This window comes from Pyxidicoccus fallax, from assembly GCF_012933655.1.
Lineage (GTDB): Bacteria > Myxococcota > Myxococcia > Myxococcales > Myxococcaceae > Myxococcus > Myxococcus fallax.
Genome location: NZ_JABBJJ010000023.1, coordinates 25,982 through 44,306, shown reverse-complemented (window position 1 = coordinate 44,306; position 18,325 = coordinate 25,982). Strand labels below are relative to the sequence as shown.

Here is an 18,325-nt window from a genome sequence, read left to right as displayed (position 1 = left end):
GGCGCTGTCGGAAATGGTGCCCCGCGGGGCTGTTGCGAGAGGGGAGCGTTTCATGTCGCCACCCTTCCCAGTTGCGCCTGTCCTACTTCGCGGCATCAGGCGCCGCGCTGACGGTGGTGCCAGCCATCAGCGCCGGAGGAGAAGCGCTCAGCGGACCCACGTAGAGGCGCCCGTGGAAGCCCTCTTCCAGAGGCTGCGCGAACAGCTGCACGCCCGGGGAGACGGTGGACGCCTGCCGCGCCTGCTTCGTGGGGCTGATGGCGAAGACGTTGCACTCCACCGCGTCCCAGACGTTGTAGCGGCAGGAGAACTGGGTGCCACGCGTGAAGCCCACGTCCAGGGCCTTCACGGACGGCAGCGTCTTGGCCAGCCTCATGCCCAGCGGCTCGAAGTCGCCGCCCCGTCCGGCGTTGGTGGTGCGCACGTGGGCGCCACCGGCGAGCACCAGCAGGAAGGCGTCGGGGTTCTGGGAGCGGTAGTCCAGCAGGCGCTGGGCCATCTGCGCCTCGCGCTCGTTGCCGGTGGCCTTCTCGGCGTCGAAGGCGACGAGGGACACGGAGCGGCCGGAGGCACGCAGCCGGCGGGCGTGCTCCACCAGCCAGAGCATGGCGCGGCTGCTGCGGCCGTCCTGGTGCACGCGCCGCCAGAACGAGCTGCCGCTCAGCAGCTCCTGCGCATCCTGGGACGAGCCCGCGCTGGCGAGATAGGTATCGAGCAGCTTCTGCTCGGTGACGGGGAGCGACACGGCGAGCGTCACGGACAGGCCCTTCGCCGAGGCCTCACACAGCATCCGCAGCGCGGCGGAGGGCAGCTCGCGGGTGCCGAGCGGGTCGGCGAGCAGCAGCGTCTGTCCCTGGGCCAGCAGCGGCGCGGCGCCGTCCACGGGAGTCCCGCACTCCGGCGCGGGGGCCTGGGCCGACTCACCGGACTCGCTCCACCCTTCGAGCACCACGGAGCGGGCGGGCACGGAGGTGTTGCCGCCGACCAGCTCCAGCGAGGGCACCATCTCCAACCGCTCCAGCAGCGTGCGCTCGATGTCCAGGTCCCGGTTGCCCCGCACGAGCTGGAAGCGCTCCATCTCCGGAGCGTCCTTGAAGGGGTCGTCCATGTCCATCAACCGACCCGGGCCATTCAGGTCGGGCGCGGTCTTGAACGTCTTGTTGGCGTCGAAGGGGTGTTCGTTCTCGTCGATGAAGAGCTTCCTGTTCAGCTCTTTCAACCCGGCGGAGCCGTACTCCACCGCCCGGTCCATCTCGTTGTAGCTGAGCCGGAACACGCGCACGAGCGTCTGGCGGGGGCCGAGCCGCTCGCCCTTGATGTAGTAGCGCTCGATGGTGCGCAGTCCGCGCTGGTTGTTCCCGGGCTCGTGGGCGGAGGTGTACATCTCCAGGCCGCCCTCCTTCTCCAGCACGTCGTAGCGCTGCTCCTCGAGGATGAGCCGGGTCATCATCATCGCGTCCTCGGCGGGCACCAGGTACACCGTCTCCTGCTTGGGCGTCTCGTACTCGCCGGTCTCCGGGTCGCGCTCCGCGCCAAGGGGCCGCGTCAGGCTCGCGCAGCCCGTCATGCACACCAGTCCCAACCACATCGCGTACCGGCGCATCACGTTCCTCCGGAAAGCCCGGCCGAGGAGTCTGCCACAGCCGTGACCTGGGGCTTCCCGTGGGGGGAACGTCCGAAGCCTCCGGACGTATCGACGGAAGGTGCTCTCGACATCGAAGGAGGACGCCAGAGGCTGGACACTCCACTGCCCTGGGGTCTCACGCAGGACAGTCATCCGAGCTTCCGGAAGGGAACGAATGGCGGCGGCGGACCGTGGCCCTATCTTGGTGTCCTACATGACTGTCGTGGCCTCACCCTCCCTTCGCCTCCCAGGGCAAACGGGCGAGTCGCGGGTGCGAGGGCATGGACGTGGGCCTCGATGACCAGGAGATGTAGGACGTGAGCACGGCGGAAGAAGTCTTCGCGGGCGGTGGCGACATGGGCGCCCTCATGCGCTCCGTGGACTGGGGCACCACGCCCCTGGGGCCCGTGGACCGCTGGCCCCAGAGTCTGCGCTCCGTGCTCAGCATCCTGCTCACGTCCCCCTCGCCGCTCTTCCTGTGGTGGGGGCCGGAGTTCATCCAGTTCTACAACGACGCCTACCGGCCCATCATGGGGGGCCTGCATCCCCGGGGGCTCGGGCAGAGGGGCCCGGAGTGTTGGGGTGAGGCGTGGAAGCTCGTCTACCCGCTCGTCGAGGCCGCCATGGAGCGGGGGCAGCCCAGCTCCATCGCCGAGGGGATGCTGCCCCTGGTGCGCCATGGCTTCGTGGAGGAGTGCTACTTCGATTACACCTACACTCCCGTTCGCATCGAGTCCGGCGCGGTGGGCGGCATCTTCTGCGCGGTGACGGAGGTGACCCAGCGCATCGTCGGTGCGCGCCGGATGCGGATGCTGCGCGAGCTGGCGCTCTCCACGGGCGCGAGCCGGAGCGTCGAGCACGTGCTTCGCGCCACGGAGAAGGTCCTCGCCCAGGCCTCCCTGGATGTCCCCTTCGCACTCCTCTATTGCGTGGACGGGCGGCGCGCGCGCCTGCTGGCCCGGAGCGGCCTGTCCCCCGAAAGTCCCGCCGCTCGGAGCGAGCTGCCTCTCGACTCGGAGGCGCCCTGGCCGCTGGAGGCCGTGGCGCGCTCGGGCCAGGAGGTGCGGGTGGAGGACCTCGGGGCGAGGTTCGGCGCGCTTCCCGCTGGGGCCTGGCCGGAGCCCATCACACAGGCCCTGCTGCTGCCGGTGCCGGGAACCGGAGACGAGGCGACCTACGTCCTCGTCGTCGGGGTGAGCCCACGGCGTCCGCTGGACGAGGCGTACCGCAGCTTCCTGCAGTTGCTGGCGCGTCAGGTCGCCTCCGACCTGTCGAGCGCCCGGGCGTACGAGCAGGAACGGCGGCGCGCCGAGGCGCTCGCCGAGCTCAACGGGGCGAAGACGGCCTTCTTCAACAACGTGAGCCACGAGTTCCGCACACCGCTCACCCTCATGCTGGGCCCCCTGGAGGACGCCCTCCAGGACGGGGCCGAGCCGCTGGGGCCGGCGCAGCGCGAGCGGCTCGTGCTCGTCCAGCGCGGCGGCGCGCGCCTGCTGAAGCTCGTCAACGCGTTGCTCGACTATTCACGGCTGGAGGCGGGGCGGGCCCAGCCGGCCTTCGAGCAGACGGACCTGTCCGCCCTGACCAGGGAGCTGGTGAGCCACTTCGAATCAGCGGCTCAGCGCTCCGGGCTGACCCTCTCGGTGCGGGCGCCGCCGCTCTCCGAGCCGGTCTGGGTGGACCGGGAGGCGTGGGCGCAGGTCGTCTTCAACCTCCTGTCCAACGCGCTGAAGCACACCTTCGAGGGCGGCATCTTCGTGTCACTCGCGTTCACGGAAGACGCCGCGGAGCTCCAGGTGCGGGACACCGGCACGGGCATCCCCGAGAAGGAGCTGCCGCGCCTCTTCGAGCGCTTCCACCGCGTGGAGGGCGCGAGGGCTCGCAGCCAGGAGGGCACCGGCATCGGGCTCGCGCTGGTGCACGAGCTGGTGAAGCTGCACGGTGGGCGCGTGGACGTGCGCAGCGCCCCCGGACGGGGGAGCACCTTCATCGTCCGGGTGCCGCGCGGGTTCGCGCACCTTCCGGCGGAGCACCTGCGCGCCCGGCAGACGCTGGAGCCGGTGTCCGCGCGGGCCAGACCCCATGTGGAGGGCGCGCTGGGCGAGCAGGCGCCGGAGGCGGCGCCGGGTCCGGTGCTGTCACGGAGCCCGGGGACGTCTCACGCCGGAGCAGCGACCGAGGAGTCCCCGGCGGAGCCTCGGGCCCGTGTGCTGCTCGCCGACGACAACGCGGACCTGCGTGAGTACATCGCCGGCCTGCTGCGGCCGTCCTTCGACGTGGAGGCGGTCGCGGATGGAGAAGCCGCGCTGAGCAGGGCGCGTGAGCACCGGCCCGACCTCATCCTGTCCGACGTGATGATGCCCGGGCTGGATGGCTTCAGCCTGCTGCGCGAGGTGCGTGCCGACGCGGGGCTGCGCGCGGTGCCCTTCATCCTGTTGTCGGCCCGGGCGGGTGAGGAGGCCAGCGTGGGCGGGCTGGAGGCGGGGGCCGACGACTACCTGGTGAAGCCCTTCGGGAGCCGCGAGCTGCTGGCCCGCGTGCGCTCCATGCTGGAGCTCGCCCGGATGCGGCGCGAGGCCGCGCGCCAGGAGGCCCTGGCCGTCTCGCTGAAAGAGGCGGTGCGGGCGCGCGACGAGTTCCTCTCCGTCGCCAGCCACGAGCTGAAGACCCCGCTCGCCGGCTTCCGGCTGAACCTGGATCTCCTCCAGCGGGGATTGAGCGCGGAGACGAAGTCCCGGGTCGGCGAGCGCTTCGCCGCCGCGGGGCGCCAGGTGCAGCGGCTGGCCTCCCTGGTGGAGACGCTCCTCGATGTGTCTCACGCCACCACCGGACGGCTCCAGTTGATGTTGGACACGGTGGACCTCGCGCCGCTGGTGACCGAGGCGGTGGCCCGCATGCGGGAGGAACTGGAGCGCGCGGGCTCTCCGGTGACGCTCGACGTGGCGCCGTCCGTCGTGGGCGGCTACGACCGGATGCGCCTGGACCAGGTGGTGACGAACCTCCTTTCCAACGCCATGAAGTACGGCGCGGGCAAGCCCATTGAAGTGGTCCTCGAACGCACGGGTGACCGGGCCCGGCTGCGCGTCACGGACCACGGCATCGGCATCGCACGGGAGGACCGCGAGCGCATCTTCGAGCGCTTCGAGCGCGCCGTCCCCGTGCGCCACTACGGCGGCCTGGGCCTGGGGCTGTGGATTGCCCGGCAGATTGTCGAAGCGCACGGGGGCTCCATCGCCGTGACGGATACCCCCGGAGGCGGTGCCACGTTCCGGGTGGAGCTGCCCGCGGCAGGTGGAAGTCCCGCGGAGCACTGAGCGGAGCCGGCTACGGCGAGGCGCGGGGAGCGGCGCTGACGGCGGTGCCAGCCATCAGCGCCGGAGGAGAAGCGCTCAGCGGACCCACGTAGAGGCGCCCGTGGAAGCCCTCTTCCAGAGGCTGCGCGAACAGCTGCACGCCCGGGGAGACGGTGGACGCCTGCCGCGCCTGCTTCGTGGGGCTGATGGCGAAGACGTTGCACTCCACCGCGTCCCAGACGTTGTAGCGGCAGGAGAACTGGGTGCCACGCGTGAAGCCCACGTCCAGGGCCTTCACGGACGGCAGCGTCTTGGCCAGCCTCATGCCCAGCGGCTCGAAGTCGCCGCCCCGTCCGGCGTTGGTGGTGCGCACGTGAGCACCACCGGCGAGCACCAGCAGAAAGGCGTCGGGGTTCTGGGAGCGGTAGTCCAGCAGGCGCTGGGCCATCTGCGCCTCGCGCTCATTGCCGGTGGCCTTCTCGGCATCGAAGGCGACGAGGGACACGGAGCGGCCGGAAGCACGCAACCTGCGAGCCTGCTCCACCAGCCAGAGCATGGCGCGGCTGCTGCGGCCGTCCTGGTGCACGCGCCGCCAGAACGAGCTGCCGCGCAGCAACTCCTGCGCGTCATGCGAGGTGCCGCCGCTGGCGAGATAGGCATCGAGCAGCTTCTGCTCGGAGATGGGGAGCGACACGGCGAGCGTCACGGGAAGGCCCTTCGCGGAGGCCTCACACAGCATCCGCAGCGCGGCGGAGGGCAGCTCGCGGGTGCCGAGCGGGTCGGCCAGCAGCAGCGTCTGTCCCTGGGCCATCAACGACGCGGCGCCCTCCACGGCCGAGCCGCACTCGGGCGCGGGGGCCTGTTCTCCCTCACCGGTCTCCACCCACCCCTCCAGGATGACGGAGCCGGCCGCGATGGAGGTGTTGCCTCCCACGAGCTCCAGCGAGGGCACCATCTCCAGCCGCTTCAGCAGCGTGCGCTCGATGCCGACGTCCCGGTTGCCGCGCACGAGCTGGAAGCCCTCGATGCCCGGAGCATCCTGGAAGGCGGCGGCGTCCTTGGCCATCTGCCGGAGCCCCTGCATGTTGGGCGCGCTCTTGTAGACCTGGTTCGCGTCGAAGGGGTGGGCGTCCTCGTCCAGGTACAGGTCCTTTTCGCGGCCGGTCATGACCTGGGGCGGAATCTCCAGCACCCGGTTGCTCTCGTCGTAGCGGAGCCGGAAGACGCGGACCAGGGACTGCCGGGGGCCCACCCGCTCGCCCTGGATGTAGTAGCGCTCGAAGGAGCGCGAGCCCAGGGTGTTCTTCCCCGGCTCCCGGGCCGAGGTGAACATCTCCAGCCCCCCTTCCTTCTCCAGCACGTCGTAGCGCTCCTCCTCGAGGATGCGCCGGGTCATCATCATCGCGTCCTCGACGGGCACCAGGTACACCGTCTCCTGCTTGGGCGTCTCGTACTCGCCGGTCTCCGGGTCGCGCTCCGCGCCGAGCCCTCGCGACACGGTCGAGCAGCCCGTCATGCACAGCAGTCCGAACCACATCGCGTACCGACGCATCGCATCCTCCAGGGAGACCGGGCAGGGAGGCCTCCGCTGAGCAGTCCTTCTCCGCAACGAACGAGCGTCATCACCATATCGACGCGCGGGGTGCCCCTCTCGACGCGGGGGACGAGCCGGTGGACGGGTGGGGACGACCCGATGCCGCGGTGGGTCACATGCGCGGCGTCCGGGCTCCACCTCCAGGGTCCCCGGGTCGCACCTCCCGGTTTGGTGCGCGGCCCGCGTCTGTAGTGAACTTCCACCCGTGTCCGCTCCCGCTCTCGCCATGTCCCAGGCACGTCCGGTCGGCCCGTTCCAGCTGTTGGCGTTGGGGGTCAACGGCATCGTCGGCGTCGGCATCTTCTTCGCCCCGGCGGAGGTCGCCGCGCATGCCCCGGGCTTCGGCGCCATCCTCGCCTTCGCGCTCACGGGCCTCGCGCTGGTGCCCGTGGCCTTCGCGTTCGCCGTGCTCGGCCGCCGCTTCGACGCGGATGGCGGGCCGGTGCTCTTCGCGCGGGCGGCCTTCGGCGAGCGGGCCTCCTTCCTCGTGGGCTGGGTGGCCTACGTCAGCGCCTTCCTGAGCACCTCGGCGGTGATAGCGGGCCTGTCGCAGGCGCTCACGTCCTCGCTGGAGCTGGACGGGGCGCTGGGGCATCGCGCCCTGGCGTCCATGCTCGTCACGGTGCTCGCGGGCGTGGTCGCCTCCGGCATCCGCGTCTCCGCGAGGGCCTGGACGGGGCTCACGGTGTTGAAGTTGCTGCCCCTGGCGGCGCTCTTGCTCGCCTTCCTCCTGCTTCCGGGGCCCGCGCCCATGGCGGCGGTGGCCATTGCCCCGGACACCGGGTGGCTGCGCGCGGGGCTGACGGTGATGTTCGCCTACCAGGGCTTCGAAATCGTCCCGGTGATTGCCGGGCAGGTGCGCTCCTCCGAGCGCAGCGTGCCCCTGGCCACGGTGGGCTCGCTGCTCGCCGCGGTGCTCCTCTACGTGGGCCTCGTCTGGGCGTGCGTCGCGGCGCTGCCGGAGCTGGCCGCCTCACCCACGCCGCTGGTGACCTCGGCGGGCGTGTGGGGCGGGGCGACGCTGGCGTGGTGGGTGGCGATGGGCACCAGCCTCTCCGCGCTCGGCATCTGCCTGGGGATGATGGTGACGACGCCGCGCTACCTCTCGGCGCTGGCCTCGGGCGAGCACACGCTGCTCGGCCTGGACGGCATGTCGTCCTCCGGCGTGCCCATGCGGGCGCTGGCCGTCACCTGGGCGCTGGTGCTGCTGTTCCTCAACCTGGGAGATGCGTCGGAGCTCTTCGCCCTCTCCAGCATCGCGGTGCTCATGCAGTACGGCGTCACCGCCGCCGCGCTGGTCGCGCTCTCCCGGAGGCGTGAGCGGGGCCTCGGGCCGCTGCACGCGGTGCTGGCGGTGCCGACGCTCGCGCTCGGGCTGGTACTGGTGGCCTTCGGCGCCACCGGGCGGGAGGTCGCCACCACCGCGCTCACGGCGGTGGCGGGCCTGGTGCTGCTGCGCCTCGCGAGGCCCCGCGTGCGTGCCGGGGCCTCGAGCGGGGCCGGAGCCTAGAACTGGCTCCAGAGGTACTGGTTGGTGACCTCGTGGTGGAACTGGATCTCCGAGGTCTTCACCCGCGTGCCCAGCTGCTTCGGGCAGCGCTCGGCGGAGGCCGTCTTCAGCTCCGCGAACTTGCCCTGCACGTTCTCACCGAGGATGCCGGCCACGAACTGGCTGCCCTTGAAGAGGCGGATGGCGTCGAAGATGTTGTCCGGCAGGAAGCGGGTGCGGCTGCGCTTGGTCTCCGCGTCCTCCTGCGGCTGCGGGCCCTCCAGGCCGGTGCGCAGCAGGGTGTAGAGGACCAGGTACGGGTTGGCGTCCGGGCCCACCGAGCGGCACTCGACGCGCGCGCTGCGCTCGTTGCCGTAGGGGATGCGGACCATGGCGCCGCGGTTGTTGGCGCTGGCCTTGATCTGGTTGGGCGCCTCGAAGTGCGGGTCCAGGCGGCGGTACGCGTTGACGCTGGAGTTGAGCACCAGGCAGATGTCGTTCGCGTTGGTGAGCAGCCGGTCGATGAAGTCCCAGCCCATCTGGCTGAGGCCGTCCTGGCCGCCCTTGTCGTAGAAGAGGTTCTTCCCGCCCTTGGACAGCGACATGTTCATGTGCATGCCGTTGCCGTTGACGCCCGTCACCGGCTTCGGGAGGAAGCAGGCGGTGGTGTCCATCTGCGCGGCCACCTGGCGGCACAGCAGCTTGTAGAGCTGGATCTGGTCCGCGGAGATGAGCGCCTCGCTGTACGTGAAGTTCATCTCGAACTGGCTGGGAGCCACCTCGGGGTGGTCCTTCTCGTTCTGGAAGCCCATGGCGCGCTGGGCCTCGGCGGCCTTGTCGATGAAGGCGCGCAGCGGGTCGCCCGGCAGCGAGTGGTAGTAGCCGCCGGTGGAGATGAACTCGAACTTGCCCGTCTCGTGGTAGTGGCGCTCGGCGTCACGGCCCTTGAAGAGGAAGCCTTCGACTTCGGGGGCGGCGTGGAAGACGGTGCCGTCCTTCTGGTACATCGCCTCGGTGATGCGCTTGAGCTGGCCGCGCATGTCCGCGTGGTACGGCGTGCCGTCGCGCTCCAGCACCTCGCTGAACACCAGCACCTTGCCGGGGCCGAAGATGTCGGACGGCAGCCAGTAGAAGGAGCCCCAGTCCACGTTCAGGCGCAGGTCGCTCTCGGCCTGCTGCGAGAAGCCGCGGATGGACGAGCCGTCGAAGGTGAGGTTGTCGGCGCTCTTGAGGAGGAACTTCTTGTCGTAGTCCAGCATGTGCAGCCGACCCTCGAGGTCGGTGAAGCACACCGTGACGGCCTTCAGGCTGCGCTCGTCGGTGAGGTACTTGATGCGCTCCTCACGGACCTTGTCCGCCGACTCGTGCTTGAGGCGCTGCTCCTTCACGCGGAGGTTGCGCTCCTCCAGCTCGTCGTAGGGAATCTCCAGGAACGTCCGCAGTCCCTTCGTCTCCATGTCCGTGCCTCCCAGGCCGGGTTCCACGCCGCTAGCGCGGCGGGTCAATTCCGTGGGCCCAGGTATTTACATTTGCGGACCAGAAATCAAGCGTAGATTTCAAGCAACGAAGCCTAAAAACGTAGGACTACAAAGCTCAAAGCCCGTTTGCGGACAGTCCGACAGTCCTGGAGGGGGCTCGCGGTGACGTCCGGTGGACAGTGCCACCCCTTCACAGCCCGTACGGCTGGCGGGAGGGCAGACGGGCGGGCTTGCGAGGCCGTGGGCGGGTCCTGAAGATGCCCACATGAGCTCGATGTGGGTCCTGGACACGGCCGCGCCGTCCGCCGATGCGCGCATCTCCTATGGCTCGCTGCCGTACCAGTTCGGTGACTTGAGGCTTCCGGCGGGGCCGGGGCCGCACCCGGTGGTGCTCGTCATCCATGGAGGGTTCTGGCGCGCGAAGTACGACCTGGAGCACGCGGGCCACCTGTGCGCCGACCTCACCGGGCGGGGCTTCGCCACCTGGAGCCTGGAGTACCGCCGCGTGGGCCATGACGGCGGCGGCTTTCCTGGAACGCTGGAGGACGTGGCGCTCGGCGCGGACTTCCTGCGCACCCTGGCGCGTTCGCACCCGCTGGACCTCTCGCGCGTGGTGGCGCTGGGACACTCGGCCGGCGGGCATCTCGCCATGTGGCTCGCGGCCCGGCACCGGCTCCCGCCGGGAGGCCCGCTCCACCCGGAAGACCCGCTGCGGCTGCGGGGCGTCATCTCGCTGGCGGGCGTCGTGGACCTGGAGCGAGCGTTCGCCCACCGGCTCGGTGATGGCATCGTGGAGACGTTCCTCGGAGGCCCTCCCGCGAGCGTGCCGGAGCGCTACCGCACCGCGTCGCCCACGGCGCTCCAGCCGCTCGGGCTGCCCCAGGTGCTGGTGCATGGCACGGAGGACGACACCGTCCCCGTCTCCATGAGCGAGGCCTTCTGCGCGCGCGGTGTCGAGTGGGGAGACCCGGTCCGCTGCGTGACGCTGCCGGGGGCCGGACACTTCGAGGTCATCGACCCCCGCTCGCGCGAGTGGCCCCTCGTGGTGGAGGCGGTGCGCTCCTGCATGTGAGCTGGCTGCCACTGCGTGTGCGGGGGCCCTTGTCACGGCGGGAGTGCGCCGCCACCTTCGCGGCGGCGAGCGCAGGGGCGGAGCGGGGCGGGTCATGGGACGGTGGTGGGCGAGGGCGTTGGGGCTGACGCTGGGCGTGTGCACGGCGTTGGGGTGCGGTGGACCGTCATCGGTCGAGGATGTGCTGGAGCTCGTCCAGGGACCTCAGCGACCGGCGCCGCCGCCGAGCGAGGAGCCGCCGCCGGCGCCCTACGCGCCGCGTCCGGGAGACCCCGTGTGGACGCACCACGTGGCCCTCTCCGGGTACCAGGACCTGGTGGGCCTGGCCTCGGACGGCGCGGGCGGCGTCATCGTGCTCGCGAGGAATCATGCCTTGAGCACCTGGGGCCAGGTCCTCACCGAGACGGGCGGGCTGATTCTCTCTCGTTATGACGGAGCGGGACGGCTGCTCTGGAGCCTGGACCTTTCCTTCGAGCCGACCCCGAACAGCGTGTCCCCGCTGGTGTCCTCCGCGCTCGCCGTTTCGCCGTCCGGAGACATCTTCGTGGCCCTGAAGGTCGCGGGCTGGGGCCGGCTCCCGCTGGTGGAGGACGCGCCCCTGAGTGACCGCTTCCTGGTGAAGGTCGGCGTGGATGGCGCTCCGCGCTGGGTCCGCTCGGGTGAGGCCGAGGTGCTCGCGGCGACCCATGACGGCGGTCTGGTGGGGGCGACACGGGACGGGAGCGTGGTCCGGTATGACGCCCAGGGCTTCCCGCGGTGGGTGTGGCAGTCGCCCTGGGGCTTCGTCCCGTTCACGACCGTGGCGGTGGACCGCGAGGGCAACGTGGTGACCGCGGGGTTCAGGAGCGCCGGGGGGGCGCTCTCCCAGGGCCTCATCGTGGGGTTGACCGACGCGGGCGCGATACGCTGGCAGACCACCACGCCCGAGCGGGAAGGGGCGCCGGCCTTCACGGACCTCGCGCTCCTGCCGGACGGCGGCGCGCTCCTCACCGGCACCTTCAGCCGGACGTTCCTGTGGGGGAACTACCGGGTGAATCCCTCCTGCACCACCAAGGTCTGCGCCTCCACTCCCTATCTCCTGGCGCTGGACGCGAAGGGCGCGCCGCGGTGGGCGCTGGAGCTGGAGGGGCCGTCGTTGAAGCCCCGCGTGGCGGTGGGGCCGGACGGTGACGCGCTGGTGTCCGCGGACACCGTGTGCGCCTCGTCGCTGCTGTGGCTCTCACCGAGCGGCGAGGAGCTCTGGCGCAACCACTTCAAGTACATGCCCTGCACCACGGACACCGTCTACCCGCGCGACGTGGAGTTCCTCAGTGACGGCACGCCGGTGCGCGCCGGCATGTTCAGCGGCCCGAGTACCTTCATCGGCGGTACGGCCTTCACCGCGGACCAGGGAGACGTCTTCCTCGAGCGCCTGATTCCGTGAGGCCGCGAGCCTGGCGCGGTGGTTCCATGGGAGAGCGGTGGCATACGTTCCGGCAATCCCGCCCCCATGAGGCACTCCTTGACCTTGCCGGCCCTGATCCTGCTCCTTGCGTCACTCGCCGCTTCTCCTCCTACGGTCGAGGTGGTCCCCGCGACATCGCTCACCATCGAAACGGTATCTGCTCCTGAAGCGCCGGGCCTTGTCGGTCAGGAGACCATTGCAGGCAAGGTTCGCACGGGAAAGTCCTTCACCCGGCAGCAGAAGCAGGTCATCAAGCAGAAGAATGCCCAGGAGAATGAAGGCAAGACTCGCTGCGAGAACTGCGACATCGAGACCGTGCCGGCGAAGAAACATGAGAAGGGCGTGACACCTCCGCCCAATGAAACCCAGGTCGACCACAAGGTTCCCAAGTCGAAGGGAGGGGCCGGTGAGGTTGAGAATGGCCAGGTGCTCTGCCGCGACTGCAACCTGAAGAAGGGGAACAAAGAGCCGTCGGGCGAGGAATCGCCATGAGCGCTGCAGGCACCAACGACCGGGTCAAGGTCATCTTCAAGCTGGAGAAGGACGAGGACGACTATCCGCCCGCGGACTACGAGGGGCTCTGGGCGCGTCCTCTTGGAGCGGGGCTGTTCCAATTGGACAACGTCCCTTTCTTCGCGAGGGGCGTTGCCTACGGCGATGTCGTCTCGGCTTCCTCGGTGGAGCAGGAACTCCGCTTCCAGGAGGTCGTCAGGCCTTCAGGGCACAGCACGCTGCGCCTCATCGTTCATGACGAAGAGGATGTTCCGGCGGTCAAGGCACTGCTCGAGAAGCTGGGATGCTCCATCGAACGAAGTCACATCCCAGGCCTCATCTCCGTGGATGTTCCTCCCCAGGTATCCATGGCGGCCTTGAAGCCCGTCCTGGACGAGGGCGAAGCCCAGGAGCGCTGGGGCTACGAGGAGGCCTGTCTCGCCTCCTCGTAGGGTTGCTCCCTCAACGGGTGCGGCGTCAGAACCCGCGCTGCGCCCCGCCGTCCACGGCGATGGACTGGCCGGTGATGTACGAGGCCTGCTCCGACGACAGGAACGCCGCCAGCGCGGCCAGCTCCTCCGGCCGGCCCAGGCGCCGCGCGGGAATCTGCGGCGCCACCTTCTCGTCCGTCAGCCCCAGCTGCGTCATCCGCTCCGTCGCGTGGAAGCCCGGCAGCACCGCGTTGATGGTGACGCCGTACTGCGCCACCTCGTTGCTCACCGTCTTCACCAAACCCAGCAGGCCCGCGCGCAGGCCGTTGGAGATGGTCAGGTTCGGCATCGCCTCGCGCGCCGCCAGCGACGTCACCAGGACGACGCGGCCCCACTTGCGCTCCTTCATCCCCGGCAGCGCCGCCTGGATGCCGTCCACCGCCGCCATCCACAGACTCTGGAAGCCCACCTGCCACTGCTCCGCCGTCAGCGACTCGAAGCCGCCCGCCGGAGGCCCGCCGGTGTTCACCACCAGCACGTCCACCCCGCCCAGCTTCGCCGCCACGTCCTCCACCAGCCGCCGAGCCGCCCCGGGCTGCGTCAAGTCACACGGCACCGCCATCGCCGCGCCCAGCTCCTTCGCGGCGCGCTCCAGCTTGTCCCCGCCGCGCGAGCAGATGGCCAGCGTCGCCCCTTCCTTCCCGAGCGTCTGCGCAATCGAGTAGCCCAGGCCCGCCGACGCGCCCATCACCAGCGCGCGTCTACCCTTCAGTCCGAAATCCATCCGCGTGCTCCTTCATGAAAGGCACCAGCCGGCCGCGGATGAGCTGTCCCGCGCGCTCCAGATTCACGTCCTCCGCCCGCGTCAGTCCCTCGGACAGCTCGGACACGATGCCGCCGGCAATCGCGCCCACCTCGTACGCCAGCCGGTACGGCACGCGGCTGAAGCTCACCAGCGTGTAGCGGCTGACGAACTCGCCCGGGAAGGCGTTGAGCAGCGTCTTCTCCACCGCCTTCTCCAGCAGGAAGCGCGGGCTGCCCGTGCTGTCGCGCATCTCGATGAAGTTCTCCACCGCCATGTCCGCGATGGCGTCCGCGTTCGTCTTCCGCAGCCGCTCGAAGTCCGCGAACACGTCCTCCCACCGCCCCTGCCGGCCCAGCAGCCCGTCCAGCACCACGCAGTCCTCGAAGCCGCAGTTCATCCCCTGGCCGAAGAACGGGACGATGGCGTGCGCCGCGTCGCCCAGCACCAGCGTCCGCCCACCCACGCGCCACGGCGCGCACTTCACCGTCACCATGCTGCCCGTGGGGCGCGAGAAGAACGCGTCCACCAAATCGGGGATGAGCGCCTTCGCGTCCGGGAACTGCTCCTGGAAGAACGCCTCCAGCCGCGCGGGCGTGTCCAGCGACTCGAAGCTCACCGGCCCCTTCCACGGCAGGAACAGCGTGCACGTGAAGCTGCCGTCCTCGTTGGGCAGCGCGATGAGCATGTACGTGCCGCGAGGCCAGATGTGCAGCGCGTGCTTCTCCATCTGGAACGCGCCGCCCGGGCCCGCCGGAATCGTCAGTTCCTTGTACCCGTGGCCGAGCTGCTCCTGTGACGCGGTGAAGCCCGGCACCCGGTCCATCTCCTGCCGCACCGCGGAGCCGGAGCCGTCCGTGCCGAACAGCACGCGGCCCTCCTCGCGGCGCGTCTCCCCGGTGGCATCGTCGTGCACCGTGAGCGAGCCCGTCTCGAAGTCCACGTGGGTGACGCGCTGCTTGAAGCGGATGCGCACGCGGCCGGTGGCTTCCGCCTCCGTCATCAGGAACTTGTTCAGCCACGCGCGCGACAGCGAGTTGATGTGCTGCGAGTCGTCCTTGCCGTAGGGCTGGTACGCCAGCTCGCCCTTCGCGGAGTGAATCATGCGTCCGCGCATGGGGATGGCGTGCTTGAGCGCCTCGGCCTCCAGGCCCACCTGCCGCAGCGCGTGCAGCCCGCGCGTGGAGATGGCCAGGTTGATGGAGCGGCCCGCGTCGATGACCTCGCGGCGCATGTCCGGGCGGCGCTCCAGCACCTCCACGGAGTAGCCCCTGCGGGCCAGGTACATGGCGAGCAGCGAGCCGACGAGGCCCGCGCCCACCACCGTGACGGCTTCCTTCGTCTCAGTCCCGGGCATGGCCTTCCAGCGTCCTCACGAAGCGGTACACGTCGGTGAAGTTGCAGTACAGCGGCGCGGGCGCCGCGCGGATGATGTCCGGCTTGCGGAAGTCGCAGACGATGCCCGCGTCCGCCAGCCGCTTGAGCATGCCCTGCGGCTCGCCCTTGAAGCGCAGCGACAACTGGGCCCCGCGCTGCTTCACGTCCCGAGGCGTGGTGATGCTCACGAAGCCCGGGGGCAGCCGGTCCAGGAGGAACTCCAGGTAGCCGGTGAGCCGCTCGCTCTTGGCGCGTAGCGCGGCCATGGTCGCCTTGTCGAACAGCTCCAGGGACGCGCGCAGCGCCGCGAGCTGGAAGATGGGCGGGTTGGACAGCTGCCACCCCTCCGCGCCCGGCAGCGGCTCGAAGGTGGGCCCCATCTGGAAGCGCGTCTTCTTGTCGTGGCCCCACCAGCCCTCGAAGCGGGGGAGGTCCTTCTCGTGCGCGTGCCGCTCGTGGACGAAGACGCCGCCCAGGTTGCCCGGGCCGCCGTTGAGGTACTTGTACGAGCACCACACCGCGAAGTCCGGCCCGTCATCGTGCAGCGACACCTTGAGGTTGCCCGCGCCGTGCGCGAGGTCGAAGCCCACCATGCAGCCCTTGGCGTGCGCCGCCTTGGTAATCGCGGGGATGTCGAAGGCCTGCCCGGTGAGGTAGTTCACGCTGCCCAGCAGCACCAGCGCCACCTCGTGGCCGTGCCGGTCGATCATCCCGAGGATGTCCTCGGTGCGAAGCGTCTCCTCGCCGGCGCGCGGCTTCAGCTCCAGCACGGCCTCGCGCACGTCGTAGCCGTGGAAGCGCACCTGCGAGGCCACCGCGTACTGGTCCGACGGGAAGGCGCCGCCCTCCATGAGGATTTTGAAGCGCTGCTTCGTGGGCCGGTAGAAGGACACCATCATCAGGTGCAGGTTCACCGTGAGGGTGTTCATCACCACCACTTCCAGCGGCTTCGCGCCCACCAGCCGCGCGGCCTGCTCGGTGACGAGCTCGTGGTAGTGCAGCCACGGGTGGCGGCCCTCGTGGTGGCCCTCCACGCCCAGCCGGGCCCAGTCCTCCAGCTCCTCCTGGATGTAGCGCCCGGCGTTGCGCGGCTGGAGCCCCAGCGAGTTGCCCGCGAGGTAGACCACGGGCTTCCCATCCGGGCCCTTGGGGAAGAGGAACTCGTCGCGGAAGGCGCGCAGCGGGTCCTCGGCGTCCAGCCCGCGCGCGAAGGCCTCGGTGTCCTCGAAGGGGTACGGCGTCGTCATGGTGCGAAGTCCTCGCGCGAGCGTCCCAGCCACTCCAGGGCGTTCTTCCAGAGCAGCCGCTCGCGCGAGGCCGGCTCCAGCTCCTTCAGGGACTCGATGAGTGTGCCCGGGCGGTCCTCGCCCAGGGGGAAGGGGTAGTCACTGCCGAGGGCAATCTTCTCCGGGCCGAACAGCTGGAGGATGAAGCGCAGTGCCTCCGCGTCGTGGACCAGCGAGTCCACCCAGAAGCGCCCGATGTAGTCCCGCGGCGGCACCTTGTTGTCCACCGCCACGAGGTCCGGCCGCGCCTCGAAGCCGTGTTGAATCCGGCCCAGCGTGTGCGGGAAGGCGCCGCCCCCGTGCGCGAAGGCGAAGCGCAGCTTCGGCAGCCGCTCCATGACGCCGCCGAAGATGAGCGAGCAGATGGCGAGCGACACCTCCGCCGGCATGCCCACCAGCCACGGCAGCCAGTACTTCTGCATCTTCGCCTCGCCCATCATGTCCCACGGGTGGACGAAGATGGCGGCGCCCAGGTCGCTCGCGGCCTGGAAGACGGGGAACAGCGCCGGGTCGGACAGGTTCCAGTCGTTGACGTGGCTGCCAATCTGCACGCCCGCCAGCCCCAGCTCCTTCACGCAGCGCTCCAGCTCGCGCACCGCCAGCTCCGGCGACTGGAGCGGCAGCGTGCCCAGCCCCACGAAGCGCTTCGGGTGCTCGCGGACGATGGAGGCCAGGTGGTCGTTGAGGAAGCGCGCCAGGTCGGCGCCGTGCTCCGGCTTCGTCCAGTAGCTGAACATCACCGGGATGGTGGACAGCACCTGCACGTGGACGCCGTGCGCGTCGCACTCCTCGATGCGCTTCACCGGGTCCCAGCAGTTGCTCTCGATTTCACGGAAGAACTTCCCGTCGTCGCGGAGCATCCGCGCGCGGCACGGCGCGTGGTGGTCCAGGGTGATGAAGCCGCCATAGCCATACCGCTCGGCGAAGCGGGGGAGCTTCTCCGGCAGCAGATGCGTGTGGATGTCGACCTTCAACGGGTGGGGCTCCCCTTGGTGACCTTCGTCCCGCACTTCTTGCACGTGCAGTTGTCGGGGTTGCCGTAGAAGTGCTCGAAGATGGGAGGCAGCTGCGTCACGAGGTTCGTGACGTGCACGAACTCCTCGTAGAGCTTCTCGCCGCAGTTGGGGCACAGCCACATGAAGCCGTCCATCTCCTTCGGCTGGCGGCGGCGCTCCAGCACCAGCCCCACCGTGCCGGCGGGGCGCTGCGGCGAGTGCGGCACGTTGGGCGGCAGCAGGAAGATCTCCCCCTCGTTGATGGGGATGTCCTGCACCTTGCCCTCGTCGATGACGCGCAGGGTGATGTTGCCCTCGAGCTGGTAGAAGAACTCCTCGCCCTCGTTGATGTGGAAGTCCGTGCGCGCGTTGGGGCCACCGACGACGGTGACCATGAACTCGCGGTCGGCCCACACCTGCTGGTTGCCGACGGGCGGCTTGAGCAGGTGGCGGTGCTCGTCAATCCACTTCTTGAAGTTGATGGGGGTCAGGCGGCCCATTCACTCGTCTCCGATGGTGGCGATGCACTTGAGCTCGATGGCAATCGGCGTGGGCAGCCGGTTGATTTCGAGCGTCGTCCTGCACGGCGGGTTGTCCTTGAAGTACTCCGCCCACAGCCGGTTGTACGTGGGGAAGTCCTTCTTCATGTTCGTCAGGTACACCGTCACGTCCACGAGCTTCTCCCAGGACGAGCCGGCGTCCTCCAGGATGTAGCGGACGTTGCGGAACACCGAGTGGCACTGGGCCTCGATGTCGTAGGAGACGATGTTGCCCTCCGCGTCCAGCTCCACGCCGGGAATCTTCTTGGTGCCGCGCTCGCGCGGGCCCACGCCGGACAGGAACAGGAGGTTGCCCACGCGGCGGGCGTGGGGATACAGGCCCACCGGCTCCGGGGCCTTCTGGGAATCGACTCGCTCACTGCTGCTCACGATGCGCTCCTGAACGGGC

The 18,325-nt window shown here is 69.9% G+C and carries 15 protein-coding genes; 6 read left to right on the top strand and 9 right to left on the bottom strand.

From position 1 onward, the window contains the following. Positions 1-82: 82 nt before the first annotated feature. Positions 83-1,603 carry a hypothetical protein gene (locus HG543_RS07410; protein ID WP_169343981.1) on the bottom strand — a complete coding sequence of 507 codons (1,521 nt, stop codon included), beginning with the start codon at positions 1,601-1,603 and terminating at the stop codon, positions 83-85. A gap of 338 nt (positions 1,604-1,941) precedes the next feature. Here HG543_RS07410 and HG543_RS07405 point away from each other — a divergent pair, with 338 nt between their 5' ends. Next, complete coding sequence (locus HG543_RS07405; RefSeq protein WP_169343980.1) at positions 1,942-4,938, top strand: ATP-binding protein; 2,997 nt, start codon at positions 1,942-1,944, stop codon at positions 4,936-4,938. A gap of 10 nt (positions 4,939-4,948) precedes the next feature. On the opposite strand, the gene HG543_RS07400 is transcribed toward HG543_RS07405, so the two are convergent. Continuing rightward, positions 4,949-6,469 carry a hypothetical protein gene (locus HG543_RS07400; protein ID WP_169343979.1) on the bottom strand — a complete coding sequence of 507 codons (1,521 nt, stop codon included), beginning with the start codon at positions 6,467-6,469 and terminating at the stop codon, positions 4,949-4,951. Between the two features lie 268 nt (positions 6,470-6,737). Here HG543_RS07400 and HG543_RS07395 point away from each other — a divergent pair, with 268 nt between their 5' ends. Further along, a complete protein-coding gene (locus HG543_RS07395) occupies positions 6,738-8,021 on the top strand; it encodes an APC family permease (RefSeq protein ID WP_169344008.1) in 1,284 nt (427 codons plus the stop codon). Here the strand turns inward: HG543_RS07395 and HG543_RS07390 are convergent. Beyond that, positions 8,018-9,457: a glutamine synthetase family protein gene (locus HG543_RS07390; RefSeq protein WP_169343978.1), complete on the bottom strand. Its 1,440-nt coding sequence runs from the start codon at positions 9,455-9,457 to the stop codon at positions 8,018-8,020. The genes HG543_RS07395 and HG543_RS07390 overlap by 4 nt on opposite strands. A gap of 286 nt (positions 9,458-9,743) precedes the next feature. Here HG543_RS07390 and HG543_RS07385 point away from each other — a divergent pair, with 286 nt between their 5' ends. From HG543_RS07385 to HG543_RS07370, 4 genes are all read left to right on the top strand, one after another. Then, the gene (locus tag HG543_RS07385; RefSeq protein WP_169343977.1) at positions 9,744-10,550 is read left to right on the top strand and encodes an alpha/beta hydrolase family protein; all 807 of its coding nucleotides are present in this window, start codon (positions 9,744-9,746) and stop codon (positions 10,548-10,550) included. A 94-nt stretch (positions 10,551-10,644) separates the two neighbouring features. After that, positions 10,645-11,973 carry a hypothetical protein gene (locus HG543_RS07380; protein ID WP_169343976.1) on the top strand — a complete coding sequence of 443 codons (1,329 nt, stop codon included), beginning with the start codon at positions 10,645-10,647 and terminating at the stop codon, positions 11,971-11,973. A gap of 78 nt (positions 11,974-12,051) precedes the next feature. Continuing rightward, positions 12,052-12,486 (top strand): HNH endonuclease, encoded by a 435-nt coding sequence (locus HG543_RS07375; protein ID WP_169343975.1) that lies wholly within the window; start codon positions 12,052-12,054, stop codon positions 12,484-12,486. Continuing rightward, positions 12,483-12,938, top strand: coding sequence for a DUF4265 domain-containing protein (locus tag HG543_RS07370; RefSeq protein WP_169343974.1), 456 nt, complete (start codon positions 12,483-12,485; stop codon positions 12,936-12,938). The genes HG543_RS07375 and HG543_RS07370 overlap by 4 nt, the downstream gene beginning before the upstream one ends. A 25-nt stretch (positions 12,939-12,963) precedes the next feature. Here HG543_RS07370 and HG543_RS07365 read toward each other — a convergent pair whose 3' ends face one another. Genes HG543_RS07365 through HG543_RS07340 form a run of 6 tightly spaced genes read right to left on the bottom strand, consistent with a single transcriptional unit; the run spans position 12,964 to position 18,309 of the window. Further along, a complete protein-coding gene (locus HG543_RS07365; protein WP_169343973.1) occupies positions 12,964-13,701 on the bottom strand; it encodes an SDR family oxidoreductase in 738 nt (245 codons plus the stop codon). Continuing rightward, positions 13,679-15,076 (bottom strand): FAD-dependent oxidoreductase, encoded by a 1,398-nt coding sequence (locus HG543_RS07360; protein WP_169343972.1) that lies wholly within the window; start codon positions 15,074-15,076, stop codon positions 13,679-13,681. Before HG543_RS07360 ends, HG543_RS07365 begins: the two co-directional genes overlap by 23 nt. Next, entirely contained in the window at positions 15,063-16,343 is a 1,281-nt protein-coding gene (kynU, locus tag HG543_RS07355; RefSeq protein WP_169343971.1) for a kynureninase, read from the bottom strand. The genes HG543_RS07360 and kynU overlap by 14 nt, the downstream gene beginning before the upstream one ends. After that, positions 16,340-17,356: an amidohydrolase family protein gene (locus HG543_RS07350; RefSeq protein WP_169343970.1), complete on the bottom strand. Its 1,017-nt coding sequence runs from the start codon at positions 17,354-17,356 to the stop codon at positions 16,340-16,342. Before HG543_RS07350 ends, kynU begins: the two co-directional genes overlap by 4 nt. Then, the gene (gene nbaC, locus HG543_RS07345) at positions 17,353-17,877 is read right to left on the bottom strand and encodes a 3-hydroxyanthranilate 3,4-dioxygenase (RefSeq protein ID WP_169343969.1); all 525 of its coding nucleotides are present in this window, start codon (positions 17,875-17,877) and stop codon (positions 17,353-17,355) included. The genes HG543_RS07350 and nbaC overlap by 4 nt, the downstream gene beginning before the upstream one ends. Beyond that, positions 17,878-18,309 (bottom strand): Rid family hydrolase, encoded by a 432-nt coding sequence (locus HG543_RS07340; protein WP_169344007.1) that lies wholly within the window; start codon positions 18,307-18,309, stop codon positions 17,878-17,880. Positions 18,310-18,325 lie beyond the last annotated feature (16 nt).

Excerpts from the sequence above, each read along its gene's own strand:
- HG543_RS07410 (WP_169343981.1), bottom strand. The coding sequence starts at position 1,603 with ATGCGCCGGTACGCGATGTGGTTGGGACTGGTGTGCATGACGGGCTGC.
- HG543_RS07400 (WP_169343979.1), bottom strand. The coding sequence starts at position 6,469 with ATGCGTCGGTACGCGATGTGGTTCGGACTGCTGTGCATGACGGGCTGC.
- HG543_RS07395 (WP_169344008.1), top strand. The coding sequence starts at position 6,738 with ATGTCCCAGGCACGTCCGGTCGGCCCGTTCCAGCTGTTGGCGTTGGGG.
- HG543_RS07390 (WP_169343978.1), bottom strand. The coding sequence starts at position 9,457 with ATGGAGACGAAGGGACTGCGGACGTTCCTGGAGATTCCCTACGACGAG.
- HG543_RS07385 (WP_169343977.1), top strand. The coding sequence starts at position 9,744 with ATGAGCTCGATGTGGGTCCTGGACACGGCCGCGCCGTCCGCCGATGCG.
- HG543_RS07380 (WP_169343976.1), top strand. The coding sequence starts at position 10,645 with ATGGGACGGTGGTGGGCGAGGGCGTTGGGGCTGACGCTGGGCGTGTGC.
- HG543_RS07370 (WP_169343974.1), top strand. The coding sequence starts at position 12,483 with ATGAGCGCTGCAGGCACCAACGACCGGGTCAAGGTCATCTTCAAGCTG.
- HG543_RS07365 (WP_169343973.1), bottom strand. The coding sequence starts at position 13,701 with ATGGATTTCGGACTGAAGGGTAGACGCGCGCTGGTGATGGGCGCGTCG.
- HG543_RS07360 (WP_169343972.1), bottom strand. The coding sequence starts at position 15,076 with ATGCCCGGGACTGAGACGAAGGAAGCCGTCACGGTGGTGGGCGCGGGC.
- kynU (WP_169343971.1), bottom strand. The coding sequence starts at position 16,343 with ATGACGACGCCGTACCCCTTCGAGGACACCGAGGCCTTCGCGCGCGGG.
- nbaC (WP_169343969.1), bottom strand. The coding sequence starts at position 17,877 with ATGGGCCGCCTGACCCCCATCAACTTCAAGAAGTGGATTGACGAGCAC.